Annotated in this window: 19 protein-coding genes and 2 pseudogenes; 16 read left to right on the forward strand and 5 right to left on the reverse strand. The window is 46.5% G+C overall.

Annotation, left to right across the window (positions count from 1 at the left end):
• The first annotated feature begins 273 nt into the window (after nucleotides 1-273).
• Entirely contained in the window at nucleotides 274-711 is a 438-nt protein-coding gene (locus LC508_RS24505) for a rhodanese-like domain-containing protein (RefSeq protein ID WP_033140851.1), read from the forward strand.
• 44 nt (nucleotides 712-755) lie between these two features.
• Here the strand turns inward: LC508_RS24505 and LC508_RS24510 are convergent, their stop codons facing one another.
• Nucleotides 756-1115, reverse strand: a complete 360-nt coding sequence (locus tag LC508_RS24510) for a PqqD family protein (protein WP_081960266.1) — start codon at nucleotides 1113-1115, stop codon at nucleotides 756-758.
• Entirely contained in the window at nucleotides 1115-3031 is a 1917-nt protein-coding gene (locus LC508_RS24515; RefSeq protein ID WP_033140793.1) for an OPT family oligopeptide transporter, read from the reverse strand. The genes LC508_RS24510 and LC508_RS24515 overlap by 1 nt, the downstream gene beginning before the upstream one ends.
• Nucleotides 3032-3232: 201 nt before the next feature.
• Between LC508_RS24515 and LC508_RS24520 the strand changes: the two genes are divergently transcribed.
• The 5 genes from LC508_RS24520 (at nucleotide 3233) to LC508_RS24540 (ending at nucleotide 9883) form a co-directional block, all read left to right on the forward strand.
• Nucleotides 3233-4183, forward strand: a complete 951-nt coding sequence (locus LC508_RS24520; RefSeq protein WP_033140794.1) for an AraC family transcriptional regulator — start codon at nucleotides 3233-3235, stop codon at nucleotides 4181-4183.
• 132 nt (nucleotides 4184-4315) lie between these two features.
• Nucleotides 4316-8485, forward strand: a complete 4170-nt coding sequence (locus LC508_RS24525; protein ID WP_158587283.1) for an alpha/beta hydrolase-fold protein — start codon at nucleotides 4316-4318, stop codon at nucleotides 8483-8485.
• Nucleotides 8486-8711: 226 nt separating this feature from the next.
• Nucleotides 8712-9140, forward strand: a complete 429-nt coding sequence (rplM, locus tag LC508_RS24530) for a 50S ribosomal protein L13 (RefSeq protein WP_033140796.1) — start codon at nucleotides 8712-8714, stop codon at nucleotides 9138-9140.
• A gap of 16 nt (nucleotides 9141-9156) precedes the next feature.
• Entirely contained in the window at nucleotides 9157-9549 is a 393-nt protein-coding gene (gene rpsI, locus LC508_RS24535; protein ID WP_033140797.1) for a 30S ribosomal protein S9, read from the forward strand.
• A gap of 4 nt (nucleotides 9550-9553) precedes the next feature.
• Nucleotides 9554-9883 (forward strand): type II toxin-antitoxin system MqsA family antitoxin, encoded by a 330-nt coding sequence (locus tag LC508_RS24540; RefSeq protein ID WP_225305259.1) that lies wholly within the window; start codon nucleotides 9554-9556, stop codon nucleotides 9881-9883.
• 459 nt (nucleotides 9884-10342) lie between these two features.
• On the opposite strand, the gene LC508_RS24545 is transcribed toward LC508_RS24540, so the two are convergent.
• The gene (locus tag LC508_RS24545; protein WP_033140798.1) at nucleotides 10343-10852 is read right to left on the reverse strand and encodes a helix-turn-helix domain-containing protein; all 510 of its coding nucleotides are present in this window, start codon (nucleotides 10850-10852) and stop codon (nucleotides 10343-10345) included.
• 393 nt (nucleotides 10853-11245) lie between these two features.
• Between LC508_RS24545 and LC508_RS28805 the strand changes: the two are divergent.
• Nucleotides 11246-11308 (forward strand): annotated as a pseudogene (locus LC508_RS28805) (DUF6783 domain-containing protein); the annotation flags it as partial.
• Here the strand turns inward: LC508_RS28805 and LC508_RS28810 are convergent.
• Nucleotides 11303-11353: pseudogene (locus tag LC508_RS28810) on the reverse strand (hypothetical protein); the annotation flags it as partial. The pseudogenes LC508_RS28805 and LC508_RS28810 sit on opposite strands and share 6 nt — an antisense overlap.
• Nucleotides 11354-11397: 44 nt before the next feature.
• Here LC508_RS28810 and LC508_RS28815 point away from each other — a divergent pair.
• The 5 genes from LC508_RS28815 to LC508_RS24570 are packed head-to-tail and all read left to right on the forward strand — an operon-like array spanning nucleotide 11398 to nucleotide 18037.
• Complete coding sequence (locus tag LC508_RS28815) at nucleotides 11398-11475, forward strand: potassium-transporting ATPase subunit F (protein WP_081624793.1); 78 nt, start codon at nucleotides 11398-11400, stop codon at nucleotides 11473-11475.
• A gap of 52 nt (nucleotides 11476-11527) precedes the next feature.
• Nucleotides 11528-13234 carry a potassium-transporting ATPase subunit KdpA gene (gene kdpA, locus LC508_RS24555; protein ID WP_103733014.1) on the forward strand — a complete coding sequence of 569 codons (1707 nt, stop codon included), beginning with the start codon at nucleotides 11528-11530 and terminating at the stop codon, nucleotides 13232-13234.
• A gap of 25 nt (nucleotides 13235-13259) precedes the next feature.
• Nucleotides 13260-15326: a potassium-transporting ATPase subunit KdpB gene (kdpB, locus tag LC508_RS24560; protein ID WP_033140800.1), complete on the forward strand. Its 2067-nt coding sequence runs from the start codon at nucleotides 13260-13262 to the stop codon at nucleotides 15324-15326.
• Between the two features lie 13 nt (nucleotides 15327-15339).
• Nucleotides 15340-15987 (forward strand): potassium-transporting ATPase subunit KdpC, encoded by a 648-nt coding sequence (kdpC, locus tag LC508_RS24565; RefSeq protein WP_033140801.1) that lies wholly within the window; start codon nucleotides 15340-15342, stop codon nucleotides 15985-15987.
• A gap of 13 nt (nucleotides 15988-16000) precedes the next feature.
• Nucleotides 16001-18037: a DUF4118 domain-containing protein gene (locus LC508_RS24570; RefSeq protein WP_033140802.1), complete on the forward strand. Its 2037-nt coding sequence runs from the start codon at nucleotides 16001-16003 to the stop codon at nucleotides 18035-18037.
• A 26-nt stretch (nucleotides 18038-18063) separates the two neighbouring features.
• On the opposite strand, the gene LC508_RS24575 is transcribed toward LC508_RS24570, so the two are convergent.
• Nucleotides 18064-19455: an MATE family efflux transporter gene (locus LC508_RS24575; protein WP_033140803.1), complete on the reverse strand. Its 1392-nt coding sequence runs from the start codon at nucleotides 19453-19455 to the stop codon at nucleotides 18064-18066.
• A 179-nt stretch (nucleotides 19456-19634) separates the two neighbouring features.
• Between LC508_RS24575 and LC508_RS24580 the strand changes: the two genes are divergently transcribed.
• The 4 genes from LC508_RS24580 (at nucleotide 19635) to LC508_RS24595 (ending at nucleotide 24874) form a co-directional block, all read left to right on the forward strand.
• Entirely contained in the window at nucleotides 19635-20525 is an 891-nt protein-coding gene (locus LC508_RS24580) for a helix-turn-helix domain-containing protein (RefSeq protein ID WP_033140804.1), read from the forward strand.
• A 111-nt stretch (nucleotides 20526-20636) separates the two neighbouring features.
• Nucleotides 20637-21407 (forward strand): helix-turn-helix domain-containing protein, encoded by a 771-nt coding sequence (locus tag LC508_RS24585; RefSeq protein ID WP_033140805.1) that lies wholly within the window; start codon nucleotides 20637-20639, stop codon nucleotides 21405-21407.
• Between the two features lie 106 nt (nucleotides 21408-21513).
• Complete coding sequence (locus tag LC508_RS24590) at nucleotides 21514-22023, forward strand: YkgJ family cysteine cluster protein (RefSeq protein ID WP_033140806.1); 510 nt, start codon at nucleotides 21514-21516, stop codon at nucleotides 22021-22023.
• A gap of 115 nt (nucleotides 22024-22138) precedes the next feature.
• A complete protein-coding gene (locus LC508_RS24595; RefSeq protein WP_033140807.1) occupies nucleotides 22139-24874 on the forward strand; it encodes a translation factor GTPase family protein in 2736 nt (911 codons plus the stop codon).
• Nucleotides 24875-25154: the final 280 nt, after the last annotated feature.

The following is a 25154-nucleotide window of genomic DNA, read 5'->3' on the forward strand; positions in this document are numbered from 1 at the left end:
TCATCTTTCGGGCTTTTTAAGTATTTCAGATGTATCCGTAAAAAGAACCTATGAGAATAACTATAAAATATCAGAAGAATATTGTCAACTTATAAAAATAATAAAGTTTACAATCAGCAGCGGTATTTTTCGGAAATGCTTGACAAATATAACTGCAACAATTATAATTACAGTATAAACTGTAACATAATTAATCACAGAATGTATAATCTGCCGGAAATAGCAGAATCCTATCAAGTTTTATGGACTTACCGGCAGAGGAAAGGAAAACGTATGAAGAGAAAGAAGAAATGGCTTCAGACTGTTATAGCGGCGGGAGTCATAGCAGCCGCACTGGCCGCATGCGGAGAAAATAAGAACGGCCAGGATACAAATGCAGCACAGGAGGACACAGTGAAAACAGAGTATAAAAAGATCACAGCAGAGGAGGCAAAAGAGCGCATGGACAAGGATGATAAGATTGTGATCCTGGATGTCCGCACAGAAGAGGAATACAAGGAAGGCCATGTGCCCGGGGCACTGGTGATCCCCAATGAGACCATCGGCAGTGAGCCCTTGGAGGAACTGCCTGACCCGGATCAGGAGATACTGGTCTACTGCAGAAGCGGTAACCGCAGCGCGCAGGCTGCAAAAAAACTCATAGAGGCGGGTTACACCCAGGTGTATGACTTCGGCGGGATCATGGACTGGCCCTATGATACAGAAAAATAAAAACAGCGCATCATGGCAGATAATATCCATGGTGCGCTGTTCTTTTACACATCTTTGTTCAGCTTAATGAAATGATAACTTTCCAGTACCTGAAAGAATTTTGCCAGCCTTTCATAGAGAGGAGCAGCCTCTTCCCCGAAGTGTGCGTCCACCTCTTTGCCCAGTTCAATGATGTTCTTTTTGCCGTCGATCAAAGGCCAGACGAAACTTCCAAGCTTGTCCAGATGGACATGGGTGTATTTCGGGCGGTTGAAGCATTTCTGAGCGAGCCGGTTAAAGAAACCGGTATTCTCAACATCCAGGGTCACAATGCCCTTTTTGTCCGTTTTCCAGGTGAGAAGTGAATTTCTCTCAGGGATAAACTCCAGATAGTTTTTATCAATTACATTTTCTTTTTTTTTCATTATTTGTTCTCTTTACGTTTTCTCCAGAGAGAAAATTTAAGCAGACTCAGGATCACAAGTGCGAATACTACAAGGCTTCCGATATTGGAAACAGATGCAGGCAGATTGAATCTGCTGGAAAGGTCAATGGCCTTATCCACATGGAATACGGCAAAGACTGCCAGAAGGATACCAATCAGACCTTCACCTGCGATCATACCGGAACAGTAGAGTACACCGTCATTGATGATGGCGTCTTTTTTCTTCTTGTCTTTCATGTTCATCTTGTCAAATGCCAGACGAACCAGTCCGCCTACCATAATGCAGGCATTTAACTGTACCGGAAGATATACACCGATTGCGAACGGAAGTACCGGAATCCCCACGATCTCCACTGCGATTGCCAGGAATACACCGATAAATACCAGTGTCCACGGCAGGTTGTTTTCCATAACACCCTCTACGATCATCTTCATCAGCATGGCCTGAGGTGCGCCCAGTTCCTCGGAACCGAATCCCCAAGCTGCGTTCAGCAGATATAAAACACCGCCGATGGCAAGAGCAGCTGCGAATACACCGATGAACTCACCAATCTGCTGTTTTTTAGGTGTGGAGCCCAGAAGGTATCCTGTTTTCAAATCCTGTGAAGTATCGCCTGCGATAGCAGCTACGATACAGATAATGGAACCGATGGCAATAGCGCCCTGCATCCCGTGGATTCCGCTGTCGCCTGTTGCCTTCAGCAGGATAGTAGCGATCAGCAGTGTTGCGATTGCCATACCGGAAACAGGGTTGTTGCTGCTTCCCACCAGACCTACCATCCTGGAAGATACAGTGGCGAAGAAGAAGCCGAAGATCACTACGATAATGGCACCCAGGAAGGTAACCGGAATCGGAGGAGCCAGCCAGATGGCAATTGTGATAAGTAGAACACCGCCCAGAATGACACCCATGTTGATGTCCTGTCCTGTTCTGGTTGTATTGGTGTTTGTATTGCCTTTCAGGCTCTTCATGGCATCACTGAATGTACGGATGATCAGAGGCAGGGATTTTGCCAGGCTGATGATACCGCCGGCAGCCAGAGCACCTGCACCGATATAGCGGATGTAGCTGCCCCAGATAGCGCTTGCGCCGCCTTCTGCGAACATCTGTCCAATGGGGGCAGTTCCCGGATACAGAGTCAGATCAGCACCGAAAAGTACAACAGCCGGAATCAGAACCATCCAGCTCACCAGACCGCCGGCGAACATGTAGGATGAAATACGTGGTCCGCAGATATAACCAACACTCATAACAGCCGGATAGATCTGTGTTCCGATTTCACCTGCAAAGCCCTTTACTCTCAGGGAAACTTCACTGGGAACCAGTTTAAAACCGTCGATAACGAATTTGAAGATTGCTGCAAATCCCATACCGGCGAATACTGTGGAGGCATTTGCGCCGCCCTCTTCACCTGCCAGAAGGACTTCCGCACACGCGGTTCCTTCCGGATAAGGAAGAATACCATGCTCTTTTACGATCAGGGCATTTCTCAGAGGTACCATGAAAAGTACACCCAGAAGACCGCCCAGCAGAGCAATCAGAGTGATTTCCAGAATACTCGGGGTTTCCATTTTGCCATCAGCGGCCCATAAGAAGAGGGCAGGTAATGTAAAGATGGCACCAGCAGCAAGGGACTCACCGGCAGAACCGATGGTCTGTACAATGTTACTCTCCAGGATGGAATTTTTGCGCATGATAACGCGGATTACACCCATGGCGAGAACGGCTGCGGGAATGGACGCGGAGATTGTCATACCTACACGAAGTCCAAGGTAAGCATTGGCGGCGCCGAATACGACGGCCAGAATGATACCCATAACAATGGAGGTGACAGTTAATTCCGGCGTTACGCGCTCGGCCGGAATATAAGGCTTGAATTCTTTTTGTTCATTCATAGTCTTTCTCTCCCTTATTTTTTATGCTCTCCTATTATATCGAAAAATATAAAAAACTGCAATAAAGAAAAGAGTTCTCAGAGTAAATACCAGTAAATCACGGATAAATATGACAAATAATGACACAATTCTACAAATATAATGTATAATAATAAAAAAGGCAAACGCATATTTGCAATATAAAAAGCAGGAGAAGAAAAAGTGGGGCGGAAAAAGAAGCGTTATGTAGAGGACCATATTTTCAGAATATATCCGGATTATCCGTTGCTGGTACTGGATAAGATCGCGTGGGCGAAGGCAGGGGCTAATGACCCACTTCATTTTCATTATTATCTGGAGATTGGTTATTGTTATGAAGGACAGGGGACGATCATCAGCGAGGGGGAGGAAGCGGCATTTTGTCAGGGAAGTATCAGTCTTGTGGCGCCAAATCTTCTGCATGCTACCAGAAATGAGAATGGCATGTACAACATGTGGGGATATTTGTTTGTGGACCTGGAAGATTTTGTGAAGCTGTTTTCCTTTATTGATGAGAGAATGCATATGAAGATATGCAGGCAGCTTTTTTATGGAGTCCGCATTTTAGATGAGAAAAAATACGAACAGCTTACCTTTCTTTTAAAGCAGATTTTCCGGACGGCGGGAGAGAAAAAAGGGACATATAAAATGCAGGTGATGAGCCTTCTGTGTTCTTTTTTGTTTATGCTTTATGATGTACTGGAACACAGGGTGGAGGAGGAGGCTGTGAGTCTGCCGCTTCTGCCGGCTATTGACTACATTTATGACCATTATATGGAACAGATAAAAGTGGGGCAGCTGGCTGACATGTGTCATTTCAGTGAGAGCCATTTCCGCAAGGTTTTCCAGAAGATGAAGGGGCTTGGACCGGTGGATTACATTAACTGCATAAGAGTCAGGGAGGCGTGCCGGATGCTGCAGAATACCATGGAGCCAATAAGGATAGTCGGAGAAAAGTGCGGCTATCTCTCCATATCATCCTTTGAACGGAATTTTAAAAAACGTATGGGGGTACTTCCTGCAAAATGGAGGGAAGAGCGGCGGCTGTACAGGAAAAAAGAGAGGGGGGAATATGAAATAAAACAGATACTGGTGGAAGAACGCACCGGGGACGGTGAAGAGAATCATTTTTGATTGTTTAAGAAGCGAATCTGCTTACTGTGAAGAATGCTTATCCTGTATTTTAAATGTATAAAACTGACAATATGACGGAAATGCAGAGGAGAGAATGCGGTTCATATGTCAAGATGTACAGGAGGAGCTTTTATGAAGAGAAAAATTGTGACAATTTTGCTGACATTGTCTATGGTTTTGGGCAGTGTTCTTTCGCCGCTGGAGATCAAGGCGAAGACTGAAGTGTCTGACAGGCAGAGTGTGGAGTGGAACGGGAATACCTGCGGGTATCAGGTCGTGCTGCCCGAGGGCTATGATCCGGATGGGGGAATGCGCTATCCGGTTATGTATCTGCTTCCGGATGATGGATTGGGGGAATATCCGGAAGGAATGGAGGACATGCTGGGGGAAACTATGTCCGGTGAAAAAGGGATTGACATGATTCTGGTAAAACCGGCATTTACTCTGGATATGGATGTGCGGCAGGTCATGGAGCTTGTTGCGGCAGATGTGGATGCAAAATATAATACCATTCCGGGTGCTGGAAACAGGGCGGTAGTCGGAACCGGAGCAGGAGGATATCTCGCCTATATTCTTGGACTGACAGAGACGAAACAGGCAGATGACCAGGAACCGGCAGAAGATGCAAAGGATCCGGAAGAATCTGCGGATACAAAGACAGGGCAGGAAGACCTGGATAAGACAGCCGGAGAAATACCGGACACAGATTCGGATACGCCGCAGGAGACGTTGAATTCCCGGGATGTAGAGGAAGCGTTGGATGCGGAAAAAGGATCAGATGCAGAGCGTTCGGATGCTGGAGATGCGGAAAAAGGATCGAATACGGACCGCTCGGATGTCCGAGATGCGGAAAAAGGATCAGATGCAGAACGTTCGGGTGCTGGGGATGCGGAAAAAGAATCGAATGCGAACCGCTCGGATGTCCGGGATGCGGAAAAAGAAACAGATGTGAACCGTTCGGATGTTCAGGATAATGAAAAAGAATTGGATGCGCGTCAGTTAGAGGCCGGGAAAGAATCAGATGCAGAGCAGAAGCCGGACGCGAGTCAGGCAGAATTACAGTCACCTGCAAAAGATTCGGATGCAGATACTGTGGATTTTGATAAAGATTCAGTTACGGATATGCCGAAACAGCAGGATTCAGAAAAGAATGCAGAAGCAGATGCTGAGAAAACGGGCAATGCGGAAGACAGCACCGGTGCAGATTTCCATGATCCGGACAGCGGAAGCCTTCCGGAAGAATCGGATGCTGATATGCCGAAGCCTCTGGAATCGGACCGCAAAGCGATAGACAGCGTTCCCCTTACAGCACCCGGGACATTTGGCATGATTGCAAGTATTCGGGGCGATTTCGTCAGCAGTGACAACCCCTGGTATGAGATATACGGTGATGTGTATGATTACCTGGTACAGTGCCACGAGGCAGATCCGAATTTTTATACCAGATTCTATACTTATATGGACGCCCCTGCAGGCGATGCATGGACAAATATGGCCCATTCCACCAGTGATATGGGAGCTCTGTTTATCAGCTGGGAGAAATCTATTTCCTTTGATTACCATGAATTTACAGTTAGGACAGGCTCTTACAGCACAGATTATCTGCAGGAATCCCTGGAAAGAGTGGTTAGCCGTATGACAAACCGCTTTATCTCAGGCTTGGCATCCGGGTCTGTTTCCCTGAAAAAAGCAGCGCTTACGGGAAACGACAAGACAGCAGAGGTCAGCTATTCCATAGAGATTGGGGAAAAATATGCGGATTTTTTCCAGGGCGGGAACAGCAAAATGGATATAACAGTTGCAGTTCTTGATCCGAATACAAAGGAAGTTCTGTACGATACAACAATTTCTCAGAATATAAACGGTCCCGGCACTTACGAGGGCGGTGTCAAGGTTCCGAATAAGGTAAATAAGACTTCCTCCACGATTCAGATGTATGTGAATCTTCTTGGTGTCCGTATGGATCTCGATACAGCCACATTGATTCGCATTCAGGATACCGGGGACGCTGAGGATGAACAGCAGATCGATCTGATGGGAGACTGGTATTTTAATTATGTAGGATTATCAGATCCGTTTAAGGCAGATACCTTGACTTCAGAGGAATATGAATCCTGGTCAGTGGTTCAGCCTGCCCTTGGAAACTGGGAGCAGGGATTTGGAAATATTACTAAGATATGGTATATGAATACAGGCTGGGGCTGGTATGCCAGAACCTTTGAACTGCCGGAAGATTTCACAAAAGAAAATCTGACTCTCTTGATTGGGTACATGGATGACAGAGGGGAAGTTTTTGTCAACGGTAAGAGAGTTGGAGGAACAGGCGTCAATGAGGATGGCAGCAGTACCAAGGAGACGACCTGGGCTGTGCTCAGCAAGTTCTCCATAGACTCCAGCATCTTAAATTACGGCGGTACGAATACTGTATACGTTCATGTGTACAATGATCCTCCGTATGGCGGCGGCGGTTGGTACAGCGGACCTGTAGGTCTTTACAGCCAGGCAGCCTACAACAAACTGCAGGGCCTGCCCTCCAGAGTGCCGGAAAAGGAAATAAAAGAATCTGTGGCAGCGGCAGCGGCATATCAGAATACCTGTCTGAAAGAGAGCAGATTAGAAGAATATGCAGGAACTATTGCGGAAGATTATTTTTCATCAGGAAATAAGAAAGAAGACAGAGTAAAGGAAGCAGAAGAACTGATACATGACAAAGGGATTACAGAGATAGAGGATACAGGCATCACAATCTTTGAGACAGAGGATAAAGATGGCACTGCTTCTTATTTATACAGTGCAGAAAGAAAGATCACATTTACGGACGGCAGTGTACAGGAGATAAAATTCCAGGATACCTATATCAGCAGAAATGACAGGATTTATATGTATGGAAATCATTCCAGGTTCTTTGAGACATCTTATGATTCGGCTTATGCGGCATCGGCAACGGAGAAAGAGGGAACCGCAGAGGAAAAATATCTGGTATATCTGCCGGAGGGGTATTTTGAATCTGACAGAAATTATCCCACCACTTATCTGCTGCATCAGTTTAACAGCGACCATACTTCATACATGACAGACAATGTGGACCGCCTTTTAGATGAAGCGATTGAGGAAGGCCTCATAGACGAAATGATAGTTGTCATACCAAACAGTGAGGAGGATAGCTGGTGGAGAGATGACTGGGAGAAAATGGTCACAGATGAGATGGTGCCTATGATGGATGCCCGTTACAGGACGATCAGGGACGCAAGATATCGTCTGACAGCAGGTGCGTCTATGGGCGGACAGGGGGCATACGGCCTAGCCCTGCGCAATCCTGATATATTCTCAGGGGCGGTAAGCTTCTTCGGCGCTTTCAGTATGGGCGGCGCATACAGTCCGAATGAGATTGTAAAAGAGGTATCAACCGAGTACCTGCAGTATTTTTCCATGTATTTTATGTGCGGAAATCAGGACCTCTATGGTTTTGGAGTTCCGGCAATCCAGTTGGATGCAGCCCTCACAGAGCGGGGTGTTGACCACTGCTTCTTTATAGAGAATGGAGATCACAACAGTGAATTTTATATTCCGTATTTCAAATCCGCGTTTTCATATGTGAGAGGTCATATGTATCAGGCGGACGATGAGGTCACAGAACAGATCAGCGGCACTGCCGTGCTGGAAAATAAAGATGGAAAAACAGTGGTAAACACAAGTATAAAAATTGAGGATGGAATCGGCAGTTATATGAACCGGATTCCTGCGTCTGTTTATACAAAAAATGAGAATCCGTCTCTCTCCGTCCCTGTTATGCTTGAGGTCACACAGGGAGGAAAAACTGTGTATACTGCATCACAGCGTGATTATATGACGGACGGTGCAGCAGACGAAAGCTTTTCCTTTGATATCACTGACAGCATTGACCCGGACGAAGCGTACCAGGTGAGTCTGAAAGCGGCTGTTTTTGACAAGACTGTGGAATTGGCACAGACGAGCGCAGAGAAAAAGGATGACGGCAAAGACCCGGGTGATGGTGGCAAAGACCCGAGTGATGACAGCAAAGACCCGGGTGATGACGGGAATAAGGGAACAGATGATGGAAAGGATGACGGAACAGGCGGCGATGATAAAAAGCCCGGTACCAAACCTTCCGGTCAGGGAAATGACACGGGAAGCGGCACTAAAGGCACAAAGACGACCGGTGCCGGCAATGCAAAGACAGGGGATGAGACTCCGGTTGTACTGTATCTGACCCTGACTGCTGCAGCTTTTGGAGGAGTCATTCTTATACTGAAAAAGAAAAAACAGATTCGTAAATCATAAAATCAGGAGTTCTGTTAATATTATATAAGAAGACAGCTCTCTAAATGGCTTATTTTTTGCCAAAATTTTCGATAAAACCTGTTGACATGCCCGGATAAGTGTAATATAATATCTCAATGTGACGTAGTGCGAAAATACCTAGCCAAAAGCCCCGGTATGGTATTTTTCATTATAAATTTATGAATTTGAATATTACTGTATATGCTGAAAATTAGGAGGTAAAACCATGAACACTTATATGGCTAATCCGGATAAGATTGAAAGAAAATGGTATGTAGTGGACGCTGAAGGCAAAACCTTAGGCCGCCTTGCATCTGAAGTAGCTAAAGTTTTAAGAGGAAAAAACAAACCAGTTTTCACTCCTCATGTCGATACAGGTGATTATGTAATCATCGTTAATGCTGAGAAAGTCAGCGTAACTGGTAAAAAATTAGACCAGAAGATTTACTATCATCACTCTGACTATGTTGGCGGAATGAAAGAAACCACACTGAGAGAGATGATGGCTAAAAAACCGGAGAAGGTTCTTGAACTCGCTGTTAAAGGAATGCTTCCGAAAGGACCTTTAGGAAGATCCATGATCAAAAAGCTGCACGTATACGCAGGACCGGAACACAACCATGCAGCTCAGAAGCCAGAAGTATTAACATTTTAATAGGAGGTAGAGAACATTGGCTAGTACAAAATTCTATGGAACAGGAAGAAGAAAATCATCTGTAGCTCGTGTTTACTTAGTACCGGGAACAGGTAAAATCACTATCAATAAAAGAGATATTGATGAATATTTTGGATTAGAGACACTGAAAGTTGTTGTTCGTCAGCCGTTAATGGCAACAGAGACAGCAGACAAATTTGACGTGTTAGTAAACGTTCATGGCGGTGGATTCACAGGACAGGCCGGCGCTATCCGTCACGGAATCTCCAGAGCATTACTGGAGGCAGACGCTGAGTACAGACCTGTATTAAAATCCGCAGGTTACCTGACTCGTGACCCGAGAATGAAAGAGAGAAAGAAATACGGTCTCAAAGCAGCTCGTCGTGCACCGCAGTTCAGCAAGAGATAATCAATTGCATATTGCAATGTATGGAAAACCCACAAATGTCAAGTTTGTGGGTTTTTTTGAATTGAATATTGGAAGCAGATTTCAAAACCAGAAAGGAGCAATAAATATGTTATGTATGGAATGCGGAGCTAAGGCTGAAAAAGGATTGACAACAGACGTGACAGATTTGGGGAGCTGCTTAGTAATTGTCAGAAATGTTCCTTGCTATAAATGCATAGAATGCAATGAAGTTATTTATACAGCGGACGTTGTGAAACAATTGGAAAATATTATAGAACAGGCAAAGAAAGTAATGCAGGAGATTTCAATTGTTGACTATAGTAAAGTGGCATAGTTTGAAGAGTATTAAAATCCTTGAAAATTCAGTGTTTTCAAGGATTTTAATACTCTTCAAAGGTATCGCGGGAAAGCTTCAGAAGTTATCTAAACACATGCATAACTGACAATCAATACTATATTTTTCAACAATATCATCGACACTCCCATCACCAGGCAAAACAGCCTCCACACACATCTTTTTTAAATCAGAAGAATATGCAACTCCCATTTTAGATTTGAGAGGCAACGATTCCATACCACCTATATTTAATCACCTATTCTTTTAAAGTTTTACAACCGATCTGATATTTATCTGCCGGAAAGCGATATGAGTCTAGTATGTTAAGATATTTTTGAGAAATCATTACTCTGAACTCTGGCGTATCTGGTGATTTGGACATGAAAATACCTTCTAAGTAGATTTTGGTTATTTGCCTTGTCTGCTTAAGAGGTATCATATCAGAGCAGGATGGTTTTATTCTTTCTTTCGTGTTAAGAAAATCCCTATGATTGCACCAACAAGGATAAGCGGGGCTGCTCTGACAAACAGCCATTCAAATGAGTGAAACGCCACTCCAAGAACAGCAGTCTCAGGATGACTATAATCCCATCCAAAATAAGGGCTTTCTGATACGAACAAAACTGCAAAAATTGCTGCTATGACTACACACAATGAGATAAATAGCCAGTGAAGAATTTTTCTCCTCATGGTCTTTCTTTGTGCCAGTTGCAAGTTTATTACCTCCAATTTTTCTGAAATTGCTTTTAAGCTATCAACCTCCGTTTCAATAACAGTTTCTCCCAACAACGTGCTTACAGGTGTTTCAAGCAGTTCTGATATGGAGATTAACATCTCGGAATCGGGAACTGACAGTCCCTGCTCCCATTTAGAAACTGTTTGCCGCACAACGTTTAGCTTGACAGCAAGCTCTTGCTGCGAAAGTCCTTTTGATTTTCTGATTTCTTTTATATTTTCGTTGAGCATTAGGGATAGCCTCCTTTCTTTCTATTGTTACCATTATTTTAGACAAAACTGCCCGTTGCCACAAGCAACGCATTTTAACATTCAGGCAAAATAGCAAATTCTTTAGGTCAGAAGTTGCTTTCAAGCTGCCATTAATCCAATTTTAATACACCTGCCGTTTCCCTTATGCGCATTTAGGGCAGGACGTGATAATATCAGTTACAGCCTGAAAGATAAAGGAGGGACCTGAAATGATGGACTTGGCTATGGTGGTTATACTGTTTGCCTGCTTCGGACTGATGGTGCTGTTTGCAGGATGGTGCAGCAGACAGGTAGATACAGACAGCACAGAAGATAAGGCGTAGAGCCTGTTAGAAAATTCATTCCGACAATCTGCACGCCCCACTTTGCGGCATATTTGCCCCCAATTCAGTCAGCGTAGCCCGCTACGCCTCCTTCATCGGGGTTAAATCTCCCACAAATTGTGACGCACAGCTTGCCGAAAGTGATTTTCAAACACACTCTAGTAAAAATCAAAACATAGATTAAGGACAGGAGGAGATCACATGATATTGCTGGGAATCGTGATTTTACTGATAGCGGCATATTTATTCTATGCCCTGGTATATCCCGAGAAATTATAGACAACAAGATCAGCAACGGGAATTTAGAAAATGACAGGAGGAGATAAAAGTCATGTTACAGATAGCGCTGACTTTGGCAATTTTTGTTTTGGCGGTCATTCCCATGGGGAGATACATGTATCACATTGCGGCCAAAAAGAAAACATTTGCGGACCCTTTTTTTGACAGGGTGGACAACGGGATATACAGAATCTGCCGGATTGACAGAAAAGGTATGAATTGGAAAACATATGCACTGAGCCTTCTCATGGCAAATGCAGTTATGGTTTTTGCGGGATATCTGGTATTGAGACTGCAGTATGTACTGTTTCTGAATCCAAACGGGATAGAGGCAATGGAGCCGACCCTTTCCTTCAATACGATCATAAGCTTTATGACAAACACAAACCTGCAGCATTATTCCGGTGAATCCGGGCTTTCTTATTTGAGCCAGATGCTGGTGATCATTTTTATGATGTTCACCTCCGCGGCATCCGGATATGCGGCCTGTATGGCATTCTGCAGGGGACTTGCGGGAAAGAGTAAGGACCTGGGAAATTTCTATGAGGATATGGTGCGTATCACCACACGTATCCTGATTCCCTGGTCTCTCATCTTTGGCCTTGTGCTGATCTGGCAGGGATGCCCGGAGACTTTTGGCTCCAACATTACAGTGGAGACCATTCACGGAAAACTACAGGACTTTGCCATGGGACCCATAGCGGCCCTTGAGATCATCAAACATCTGGGGACAAACGGAGGTGGTTTTCTGGGAGCCAACTCTTCCACCCCATTTGAGAACCCGACAGTGATCACGGATATTGTGGAGCTGATCTCCATGATGATCCTTCCGGGTGCCTGTGTACTTACCTTTGGAAAGATGTGTCAGGATAGGAAGAGGAAGGAAAAAGAACCTGTCTTCGGCAAACAGGGAAGGACTATATTCGCGGCAATGTCTGTCATATTCCTCATCGGTCTGACTCTGTGCTTTGTATCTGAGAAGGCCGGCAATCCGGTTCTTGAGACAGCCGGCATCAGCCAGGAAATGGGGAGCATGGAGGGCAAGGAGGTCCGGTTTGGAGTTGACCAGTCCGCTCTGTTTACAACTGTGACAACTTCCTTCACCACAGGTACTGTCAACAACATGCATGATACACTGACGCCTCTTGGCGGAATGGTACCGCTTCTGCATATGATGCTCAATTGTGTATTCGGAGGAAAAGGCGTGGGCCTTATGAACATGCTGATGTATGCCATTTTAGCTGTATTCATCTGCGGTCTGATGGTTGGCCGTACTCCCGAGTATCTGGGCAAGAAGATCGAAGGAAGAGAGATGAAGCTGGTTGCCCTGGTTCTGATCGTCCATCCGCTGCTGATCCTGGGATTCTCGGCGCTTGCCGTATCCACGCAGGCCGGTCTGGAAGGTATCAGCAATCCCGGTTTTCACGGCCTGTCCCAGGTGCTGTATGAATACGCCTCAGCATCGGCAAACAATGGCTCCGGTTTTGAAGGACTGTCCGACAACAGTTACTTCTGGAATATCACAACAGGACTTGCGATGTTCTTCGGCCGTTACATAGCCATTATAGCCCAGCTTGCCATTGCCGGCTCACTGCTTGCAAAGAAGAGCACAAGGGTTTCCATCGGTACCATGCGTACAGATAATACGGTATTTACCATTTTGCTTGTATTTATTGTATATATTTTCGCTGCTCTGACCTTTTTCCCGGCACTGGCATTGGGACCGGTCGCAGAGCATCTGACCTTGTGGTTTTCATAAAATTTAAGAAAGGGATGTTAGAGGAATGTCTAAAAAACAACAGCAAACAAAGTTCGTGACAAAGGACATTTTAAAGAGTTCCATTATCGGTGCGTTTCAGAAACTGAGTCCGAAATATATGGTGAAGAACCCGGTCATGTTTGTGGTGGAGGTGGGATTTGTGCTCACGCTGCTTATGACTATTGTTCCCACTATTTTTGGGGACGACGCATCACTTGGATATCTGAGGATTTATAATGGAATCGTCTGCGCTGTACTTTTTATAACCGTATTATTTGCAAATTTTGCAGAGTCTGTAGCGGAGGGACGTGGTAAGGCGCAGGCGGCGACCTTGAAAAAGACAAAGCAGGATACAAAATCACGTCTTCTCGGCAGAGACGGTACGGAAACTATTGTAAACGCATCTGAACTGAAAAAGGATGATGTGGTACTTGTAAAGGCTGGGGAGACGATTCCGAATGACGGAGAAGTAATAGAAGGGATCGCGTCTGTGGATGAATCTGCTATTACAGGGGAATCCGCACCTGTCACCCGTGAGGCGGGAACTGATTTTTCATCTGTTACGGGGGGAACCACCGTGGTCAGTGACTGGCTGAAAATCAGGATCACATCAAAGCCGGGTGAGTCGTTTCTGGACAAAATGATTGCCCTGGTGGAGGGGGCATCCCGCCAGAAGACTCCCAATGAGATCGCATTAAATACCCTGCTGGTGGGCCTCACGATTATTTTTCTGATCGTGGTTGTGTGTCTGTATCCTTTTGCGACTTATTCGGGAGTGCAGATACCCGTATCTACAATGATTGCCCTGCTGGTCTGCCTGATTCCGACCACGATTGGCGGTCTGCTGTCAGCGATCGGAATCGCGGGTATGGACAGAGTTACCAGATTCAATGTGATTGCCATGTCAGGAAAGGCTGTGGAAGCCTGCGGGGATGTGGATACCATGATTCTTGATAAGACAGGTACCATAACCTTTGGAAACCGTCTGGCAGCAGAGTTCTATCCGGTTGCCGGGAAAAGCAGGGAGGACCTGATAGACTATGCCGCACTTGCCTCCCTCTGTGACCCCACACCGGAAGGAAAATCAACGGCAGAGCTGGCTAAGAGCATGGGAACAAGAATTGACGACAGCGCAGCAAAACAGATGGAATTTATTGAATTTACAGCCCAGTCCAAAATGTCAGGTGTAAATCTGGACAGCGGTTCTCAAATCAGAAAAGGTGCCGCAGATGCCATCAAAGAAAGAGTTCTCAAAAACGGGGGCAGTATACCGGGAGATCTGGACGCGATAGTGGAACAGATCGCGGGGCTTGGCGGAACGCCCCTGGTTGTGGAGGCAGACGCTGTGATCTACGGTGTTATTTATCTGAAAGATACTGTGAAACCGGGTCTGATCGAGCGGTTCGCAAGACTTCGTGAAATCGGGATCAAGACGATTATGTGCACAGGCGACAATCCGCTGACTGCCGCGACCATTGCGAAAGAGGCCGGTGTGGATGGATTTATTGCCGAATGCAGGCCTGAGGATAAAATACAGGCGATTAAGAAGGAACAGGCAGAGGGAAAACTGGTAGCCATGACAGGTGACGGAACCAATGACGCCCCTGCTCTTGCCCAGGCAGATGTAGGGCTGGCCATGAATTCAGGCACAGCGGCGGCAAAAGAGGCGGCAAATATGGTGGACCTGGATTCTGACCCCACCAAAATTCTGGAAGTGGTGGAAATAGGAAAACAGCTTCTTATTACAAGAGGCTCCCTCACCACATTCAGTATAGCAAACGATGTGGCAAAGTATTTTGCCATTATACCGGCCATGTTCACTATGGTGATACCGCAGATGCAGATATTAAATATCATGAAGCTGGCAACACCTATGTCAGCTATCTTATCAGCACTCATTTTCAATGCGGTCATTATACCGTGTTTGATTCCCATTGCCATGCGGGGTGTCAAGTACAAACCCATGAGCGCGGAGCGCATGCTTTTGAAAAATATGGGTATTTACGGCCTGGGTGGTATCGTCGTACCGTTTGCCGGAATTAAGATCATAGACTGTCTGGTGGCTCCGCTGCTTGCAGTGCTGGGAATGTAGGGAGGAAGATGCTATGAGATCATTTTTAAAATATTTTAGGAGCGCTCTGGTTCTGACGGTTTTCATGTTGGTTCTCTGCGGATTTGCCTATCCCGCTGCACTGACCGGGCTGGGGCAGCTTATGTTTCCGCATCAGGCGAACGGAAGCCTGATCACGGCAGAAGGAGAGAAAACAGATGACCCGGAAAAAGCAGTGGGCTCAGCTATTGTGGGGCAGGATTTTTCCGGAAATCCCAGGTATTTTCAATGCCGTGTATCCGGGGTGGATTACAACACTTATACAGAGGAAGAAAAAGAGGAAGGCAGCTACACAGGGGTGGGTTCCGGCGGTTCTAACCTGGCTCCATCCAATGAAGAGCTGAAGAAGCGCGCGGAGAAATCAGTAGAGGAATTTCTGGAGAAGAACCCGGATGTGGAGAAGGGTGACATTCCTGCCGATCTGCTCACAGCCTCCGGTTCCGGCCTGGACCCGAACATCACACCGGAATCCGCCAGGATCCAGATTCCTTCCATTGCTGAAAAGACCGGGCTTAAAGAGGAAGAACTCAGAAAGATCGTGGAGGAGAATACGGATGGCAGGACTCTTGGTGTCTTCGGACATGAGCGGGTGAATGTCCTGAAATGTAATCTGGAAATCGCGAAGGCCATAGGAGAAATATAGGCAGGGAGATGCCATGGACACAATGGAAAGACCAAGTTCTGAAAAGATGCTGGAAAAGATCCGGGCAGAGGAAGCTCAGGTCCGTAAAAAAGAGATGGGACAGCTTAAGATCTTTTTGGGTTACGCAGCCGGAACAGGCAAGACGTACGCTATGCTGGAAGCTGCAAGAGAACTGAAAAAGCAGCAGGTGGATGTGATCGCCGGATATGTGGAGCCCCACGCAAGACCGGAGACTGCCGCACTTCTGGAGGGACTGGAGCAGCTTCCCTTTCTGATGGTGGACTATAAAGGGGTCAAAATCAGGGAATTTGACCTGGACGCTGCTCTAAAACGCCGTCCCAAAGTGATTCTGGTGGATGAATTGGCACATTCCAACATCCGCGGCTGCCGTCACAGGAAACGCTATCAGGATATCGAGGAGCTGCTGGAGCACGGGATCAATGTGTATACAACCGTAAATATCCAGCATCTGGAGAGTCTGAATGACAATGTGACCGGGATTACCTCCGTTATGGTGAGAGAGACCATTCCGGACCGCGTGTTTGACAGGGCGGACCAGGTAAAACTTGTGGATATTGAGCCGGAAGAGCTGATCCAGCGCATGAAGGAAGGAAAGATATACCGGGAGATTCAGGCACAGAGGGCTTTACAGAACTTTTTTACGAGAGATAAGCTGATCGCCCTCCGTGAGATTGCCCTGCGCCGTATGGCCGACAGAGTGAACCATCTGGCGGAGGAGGAGAAGAAGCTGTTCGGAAACGGGGAATACTCCACCGGGGAACATGTTCTGACCTGCATCTCCCCGGCGCCTTCCAACGCAAAGGTCATCCGCACAGCAGCCCGCCTGGCCTATGCCTTTCACGCGGAATTTACGGCTCTCTATGTGGAGACCAGATATCTGCAGAACGCAGATGAAAAGGTGAAAAGACGAAGGGACGAAAATATGCGTCTTGCCAGAAGCCTGGGCGCAAAGATTGCCACGGTAAACGGAGAGGACGTGTCAAGGCAGATCGCCGAATACGCAAAAGTCAGCAATGTGACGAAAATCGTTATGGGCAGAACTGCGCACAGGGTTCTGTTCGGACAGACCAGAAAAACCCTGGTCGAAAGTTTGAATCAATATGCCCCCAGCCTTGACGTATACATCATCCCGGATCTGCAGAGCGGAATCGGTCAGCGGTCTTATACTGTGGTAAAGACCGGAAAATTCCTGCAGGGGCTGAAAGGAACGGATTTCTGGATCATGCTGGGCATGATGACAGTCAGTACAGCCGGCGGTTTTCTGCTCTCGCATTTTCAGATGACAGAAGCCAATATCATTATGTCATATCTGCTGGGAGTGATGCTGACTGCCATCTTTACCCAGGGGTATGTGTGCTCTGTGCTTGCCTCAGTTCTAAGTGTGATGCTGTTCAATTATTTTTTCACCATGCCGGTTCACAGCCTTCAGGCGTATGATGCCAGCTATCCGGTGACATTTGCCATGATGTTCACAGTCAGCCTTCTCACATCCTGGAATATGTCAAAGATTCAGAAGCAGAACGAAGAAAACGCAAAGCGCGCATACCGCACGGAAATTCTGCTGGTAAACAGCAAAAAATTAAGACGGGCAAAGACCAGGCAGCAGGTCAGCGATGAGCTGGCCGGCCAGATCCAAAAACTGATGCAGTTTACTGTGTTAATATATATGAAGAAACACGGTGTGATCCAGGTCCCCTCTGTTTATCTTCGCAGCGGGATAGAAGAGGAAGAGGAGGAAATCCTGAGGGCAGGCTATACCTCCCGGGCGGAGCAGGCCGTGGTCAAATGGGTATTTGAAAACGGACACAGAGCCGGCTGCACTACCCATACACTTCCAAACGCAAAGGCGATTTATCTTCCGGTTATGGAGGATGACAAGGTTTCTGCTGTGGTCGGCATGGTACTTGAGGAGAAAAGAGAGATTGCTGTATTTGAATACAATCTCATATCTGCCATGCTGGATGAAGCAGCCCTTGTACTGGAGCGGATCCAGAAGATGGAGGATTTGGCAGAGTCCACAGCAAAATAACGCCTCAAGCCGGGTATGGATATCATTTACGCGTTTACCATCTCTGAGCTCTCTTCGCGTGTAAGATTGTTCAGCCAGAGGTATTTTTTATATCGGGGGTACAGCCAGGGGATTTTCACGATCTCATCTGCGCACATCAGGATATATACCACGATGACCGGCCAGTGAAATACGAAAGTTCCGAGCAGTGCCAGCGGCAGTGCAAAGCACCAGGAGGCGAAGAAAACGCTGAGCGCATCGTATCCGGCATCACCGCCTGCAGGGAAAATACCGCAGACAATAACTGTATTGATGGAATAGGCGAATACATAGAATGCGCTGAAGACCAGCATGATGACCAGGTAGTGCTTTGCGGTTTCCGATAACACGAAGAACTCCGCCACGATGGGACCGAGGATACAGAGCAGTGCCATATGGATAATACCTGCCCAGATGGAAATATGGCAGAATTTTTTCCCGTATTCTTTGGCCTTGTCAAACAGATTCTGTCCAAGGAGTTTACCGACCATAATTCCCGCGCCCACAGAAATACCCTTGCAGACACAGGTTATAAGCTCCTGTGCTACGGATGCGATGGATGCAGCTGCAGTGGCATCGGATCCTAGGTGTCCCATGATCAGTGAGTGCATGGAAAATCCGAATCCCCACGCAAGAGAACTGCCCAGCATGGGAAGCGCGATTTTGAACAGATCTTTGGTTATATCGATGGAAAACCATTGAAACCCCTGCAGGTCGGGACGAATGCTTTCTCCACGGTGAGATTCCGCGATACACCAGATGAGCGCCACCAGTTCTACAACAACAGTGGAATAAGCGGAACCGTTTGCCCCCAGTTTAGGTACCCCCGCGAAACCGTAGATCAGGAAAAAGTCAAGCACAACGTCGGTTATGAGGGTGACAATGGAAATCAAAACGCTCTTAGGCGCCTTACCTTCCAGTTTCATTATCAGATAGTAACACTGTGTAACGCCGGTGAACAGATAAGAAAGGCTCACCGCACGGAGATAGGAGGCTCCGATTTTGATCAGGGCAGCGTCCGGCGTATAAATCCGCATTAATAGCTCCGGTGCGAACATTGCCAGGGCAAAGAAAACGAAGGAGATGCCAAATGCCCATTTTATGAGCATACAGAACAGGTTTTTAACCATGGTCCAATCGCCTTTACCCCAGTATTGAGCGATCAGAGCACCGCCGCCGCCGACCACAGCGCCGCTGAACAGGCTCATGATAAATGCAATCTGGTTTGCCAGGGAAACCGCGGAAACAGCATCCTGTGTCAGCCGTCCCAACATCAGCGCATCGGACGCGCCGATCAGGGCAACAAGCAGGTTCTGCATTCCGATTGGAATCGCAAGGGAGAACAGTTCCTTATAAAAATCTTTCTTTTCCACAAGTTCCGTTGAACGTCTTGCTTTCATATGTAATACCTCCGGATGCGGTCATTTTATGGATCCGCATGATGCAGTCTGCAGATTTTCCGATTTTGTATTGCTATATCGGAATGCCATGGATATAATTATATTATAAAAAATGTATGCTTTTCTATGGATATATTCTCAAAAAATATAATTGTATTGCTGCGAGGAGGAGATTTACAATGGAGAAACGCCAGGTGCCGATCGATCAGGAGATGAACGCCCTTGTTGCTTATGATGATTCTTTTCGTTTTATTCTTTCACGGGATGACCTAAGTGAATATAACAAGGGATTTGTAAACTGGCACAAGCAGCCTACGATTGAAATTTCCGTGATCTGCGAAGGTGCAGTAAATGTATATGTGCTGGAACACGAACAGACAGTAGCGGCGGGGGACGGTTTTTTTATTATGCCGGGATTTCTGCACTCCATCCGTCCGGCGCCGGGATATAAGACTGCAAAGTATTTTACGCTGATTTTCCATCCTGAGATTCTGTACGGCAGCCATGGCAGTTATTACGAGGAAGCATACTATCGTCCTATAGTTGATTGTAATACGCCGTACTTTGTATTCCATGGCCGTGATGCATGGACAAAGGAGATATTCCCGAAGCTTATGTGGGTAGGCGATCACTGTCCGGATACCTCTCCTGCATTCCGTTTGAAAACCCAGCATATCCTTCAGGATGTCTGGGCTTTGTTTGCAGCAAATCTGCTTGACCAGACGAAGCCCAGCTTGGCAGCCCGTGATACCCGGAAGATTCTGAACCTGATCGCCTATCTTCATGAACATTATCAGGAAAAATTTTCTCTGGCTGCGCTGGCAGATCATGTGTCTATGAGCCGAAATGAATGCTGCCGTTATTTTAAGCAGATGATGAATATGACCATCACGGAGTATCTGCTGGAATACCGCCTGTCCAAAGCAGCGGCGTTACTGGAGACCTCGGGTTTGAGTATCACAGAAATTGCTGAACAGACAGGTTTTTGTGATGTCAGCTATTTCATTAAAATGTTCCGGCGCAAAACCGGGATCACACCTAAGGCATATGCAAAAAGGAATCGTGTTTGATTCCTGATTCTATAGTATTTGCTGTCAAAAAAGACAATTCTACTGCCGGTCGATTGCCAAATCGTGCCTTTTATTATAAGCTTTTGAGTTAGAAAGCAGGAGGCAGATAACATGTTTGAGATTGACAAAGAACGATTCGGCGCATTCCTTTTGGAACTGCGGAAAGAAAAGGGATATACACAGAAACAGCTTGCAGAAAAATTATTTGTATCAGACAAGGCAGTCAGCAAATGGGAACGGGGGTTGAGTCTGCCGGATATTACACTCCTGGGCCCGCTGGCGGAGATTCTGGGTGTAACGGTGACAGAGCTTTTGCAGGCTCAGCGCATTAGTGAGGAAAAAACACTGACAAAGCCGGAGGTAGATGCTCTCGTTTCAGGTTCCCTTCGTTTATCGGCGGAGGAACAGGAAGAAAAAAGGTTAAAACAGAGAAAGAATATGATTCGCTACCTGCTGTGTATGGCTCTTGCCGGGGTGGAAATATGGCTTTTGCTATATGCAGAGGTTGGGAAAGAGATATTTTTCACTGGTTTCTTTACCATAGAAGGACTGAGTTTTTTATTTGGGGCATGGTTTTTGCTGTTTGCAAGAGAGACTCTGCCGGCCTTCTATGATGAGAATAAGATTAATTATTACAGTCAGGGACCGTTTCGGATTCATATTGCAGGGGTATATTTTAATAACAGAAACTGGCCCCATGTCCTGCGAGCTGGACGGATATCTATGTTGGGAATTGCTGTTATAAATCCACTACTTAATTTTTTGCTGTTAAAAGCAACGGGGGAGGTATTATGGAGGAGATATGAGGGATATGTATGCCTGGCAGTAGTGTTGTGTACAGTATTTATCCCTATTGTGGCGGTGGCAAAGAAAAACGAATAGAACGGTTTTAGAAATAGAGAATCTCCAGGGACTTTCCCGGGAGGTTCTTTTATGATATTCTTATATAAGAATAACGCAGATAAATTTTTAAATACGGGGTGATAAAATGCTGAAACCGAATGAGGTTCAAAAACATGCGAAACAGAAAGAAAATGAGAATATCAGATTTCGTACCTTTTTGAAATGCAATGCAGAGGAAGAAGAACTGGACGCACAGTTTTTGAGACTGCATAATGAATTTTTTGCAGACTATGACTGCAGTAAATGCCGTAATTGCTGCAAGATGTATCATGGTACAATTCCGGAAGAAGATGTGGAAAAGGATGCCGGGCATCTGGGTATTACGGTGGAAGAGTTTAAAAAATTATATTTGAAAAGAGATGAAATCTCAGGTGACTATGATACAAAGCATATGCCCTGTGACTTTCTTCAGGAGGATGGAACCTGCAGATTGGGAGAATGCAGACCAAAAAGCTGCAGGGATTATCCGTTTACAAATCAGCCGGAACGTCTGTGGAGTCTGTACAGTGTATTAGAAGCAGTATCTGTATGTCCGGTGGCTTTTGAGATATATGAGTGTTTGAAAAAGGAATACGGTTTTAGAAGAAAGAGATAAGAAAACCTTACTGTCGGTTAACATGAGCCTGTTTATGCGATGATACTTATCGACTTACACCCCTTTCTGTGATATGATAATCACTGTATTATATATCACAGAAAGGGGTATTTTCATGGAAAATACATCCGAAAAGAGAGAGAATAAATCGTTTTATAAAACGTCAAAACATATGAGTGTGGGTCTGTTGGCCCATGTGGATGCCGGCAAGACAACACTGGCTGAGAGTATCCTGTATCTGACGGGCAGTATCAGAAAACCAGGGCGTGTGGATCATCAGGATGCATTTCTGGACACCTATGACCTGGAACGGGAGCGGGGAATCACAATCTTTTCCAAACAGGCTGAGGTAAAACTGGGAGAAAAGGAAGTGACACTTCTGGATACTCCGGGGCATGTGGACTTTTCGGCGGAGATGGAAAGGACCCTGCAGATACTGGATTACGCGGTCCTGGTCATCAGCGGCGCTGATGGCGTACAGGGACATGTGCAGACATTGTGGAGGCTTCTGACCCGATACGAGATTCCTGTGTTCTTGTTTATTAATAAAATGGACCAGGAGGGAACTGACAGGCAGAAGCTGCTGGAAGAACTGCAGAAACGCCTGGATGAAAGGTGTATAGCCTTTGAGGAGGAACAGGAGGCCTTTTATGAGAATCTGGCTATGAGTGATGAGGCTGTACTGGAAAAATATCTGTCTGACGGCACTGTGGAGCAGGGAGAAATCGTCCGGCTGATAGCGGAGCGGAAAGTATTTCCCTGCTATTTCGGCTCTGCCCTGAAAATAGAAGGAGTGGAGGAGTTTCTGCAGGGTCTGGAAACCTATACGGCCTGTCCGAAATACCCGGAGGATTTCGGCGCCAGGATATACAAAATAGCCAGGGACGCCCAGGGGACCCGTCTGACTTATATGAAAATCACGGGCGGAACTCTGAAGGTGAAAGGAATGCTGACAAACCGCCGTGATGAACAGGCGGATAGTGATGAGATCTGGGAGGAAAAAGCGGACCAGCTCCGTATCTATTCCGGAGCCGGTTTCCGTGCTGTGAGCGAGGCACCTGCAGGGACAGTGTGCGCGGTGACAGGGCTGTCCAGGACATACTGCGGAGAGGGGCTGGGCGCTGAGACTGAGTCGGAGCTGCCGCTTCTTGAGCCTGTTCTCACCTATCAAATCCAGCTTCCGCCGGAATGTGATGTGCACCAGATGTATCTGAAGCTCCGCCAGCTGGAGGAGGAAGAACCGGAACTGCACATTGTCTGGGAAGAGCAGTCCAATGAAATCCATGCACAGGTTATGGGAGAGGTGCAGATAGAAATTCTGAAACGGCTGATCGGGGAACGATTTGGCACGGAAGTGGAATTTGGAGCGGGAAGTATCGTGTACAAAGAAACCATCACAGAGCCGGTGGAAGGGGTAGGGCATTTTGAACCTCTCCGCCACTATGCGGAGGTGCATCTTCTCATGGAGCCGGGAGAGCGGGGCAGCGGCCTGCAGTTCGAGACAGCCTGCAGTGAGGATATCCTGGAACGAAACTGGCAGCGTCTGGTGCTGACACATCTGGAAGAAAAACGCCACAGAGGTGTGCTGACAGGTTCCGAGATCACGGATATGAAGATCACACTGGTGACAGGACGAGCACATTTAAAGCATACAGAAGGCGGAGATTTCCGGCAGGCTACTTATCGTGCCGTGCGCCACGGACTGAAATGTACAACCAGTCTGCTGCTGGAACCTGTCTACGAATACCGGCTGGAAATCCCCTCCGACAAGGTGGGAAGGGCGCTCTCAGACATCCAGAAAATGTACGGCACATTTTCCGAACCGATCATAGAGGGGGATATGACCATACTGACAGGTACCGCCCCTGTATCCGCCATGCGGGATTACCAGACAGAAGTGATCGCCTATACCAAAGGCCACGGACGTCTTTCCTGCACACTGAAGGGATACGAACCCTGCCACAATGCGGAGGAGGTCATCGCTGAAAAAGGCTATGATTCCGAGAAGGATACGGAAAATCCCACAGGCTCTGTTTTCTGTTCCCATGGCGCCGGTTTTGTGGTGAGTTATGATAAAGTGCGGGATTACATGCATCTGGACAGCGGCCTTAGTCTGGAGAAAAAAGAGAAGCCGGTTCAGGAATCATCCGCTCAGATATCACCTTCCTCTTACACGGGTGGCGGTCTGGCAGATGAAAAAGAGCTGGAAGAAATCTTTGCCCGCACATACGGAACTGCCAAAAAGGAAAGAAATCCATTCAACAGAAAACGTACCGTAAGCGCAGAGTCATCTTCCTCCAGGCAATACAGGCCTGCAAAGCAGGTGACAGAGGAGGAATACCTGCTGGTAGACGGCTATAATATTATATTTGCATGGGAAGAGTTAAAAGATCTTGCCAATGCCAGCATTGAGGCCGCCAGAAATAAGCTCATGGACATCCTCAGCAATTATCAGGGATATAAGAAGAACACACTGATCCTCGTATATGATGCCTATAAAGTGGAGGGCAATACGGGAGAAGTAATGAAATACCACAATATCTATGTAGTTTATACAAAAGAGGCGGAAACAGCGGACCAGTACATTGAGAAAACGGTCCATGAGATTGGAAGAAAACACCGGGTTACCGTGGCAACCTCTGACGCACTGGAGCAGATCATCATTCTGGGCCAGGGCGCGAGCCGCCTCTCAGCCGCCGGCCTGAAAGAGGAGATTCAGGCTGCAGACATAGAAATCCGAAGCAATTATCTGAACCAGGGACAAAATGGGAAAAATTATTTGTTTGACCATATGTCGGATGAACTCCAGGCGTTGATGGAGGATGTCAGGATGGGGAGGAAGAAGCTGTAAATTAACCGGAAAGGGTTTCAGTAAATGAAAAGAGGCTGCCTATTAAATTTAATAAGGCAGTCTCTTTTCGGTGTTTCAATTTACTTTACAAATAATTTTTGTTATTTCAATCCCCGGTATTGTAAAAAAATACCGACACAAGTATTGTATCATAGCTAATATAAAATTTCAACAATAATTAATTGTAACAATCTGTTTCCTTCGCACGAAATATGTGATAAAATATCTGTATAATTAGAGAACACTAGATGTTAAGTATTTACCATCATAAGCCGATCAC

Source organism: Blautia parvula (assembly GCF_020215665.1).
GTDB classification, from domain to species: domain Bacteria; phylum Bacillota; class Clostridia; order Lachnospirales; family Lachnospiraceae; genus Blautia; species Blautia celeris.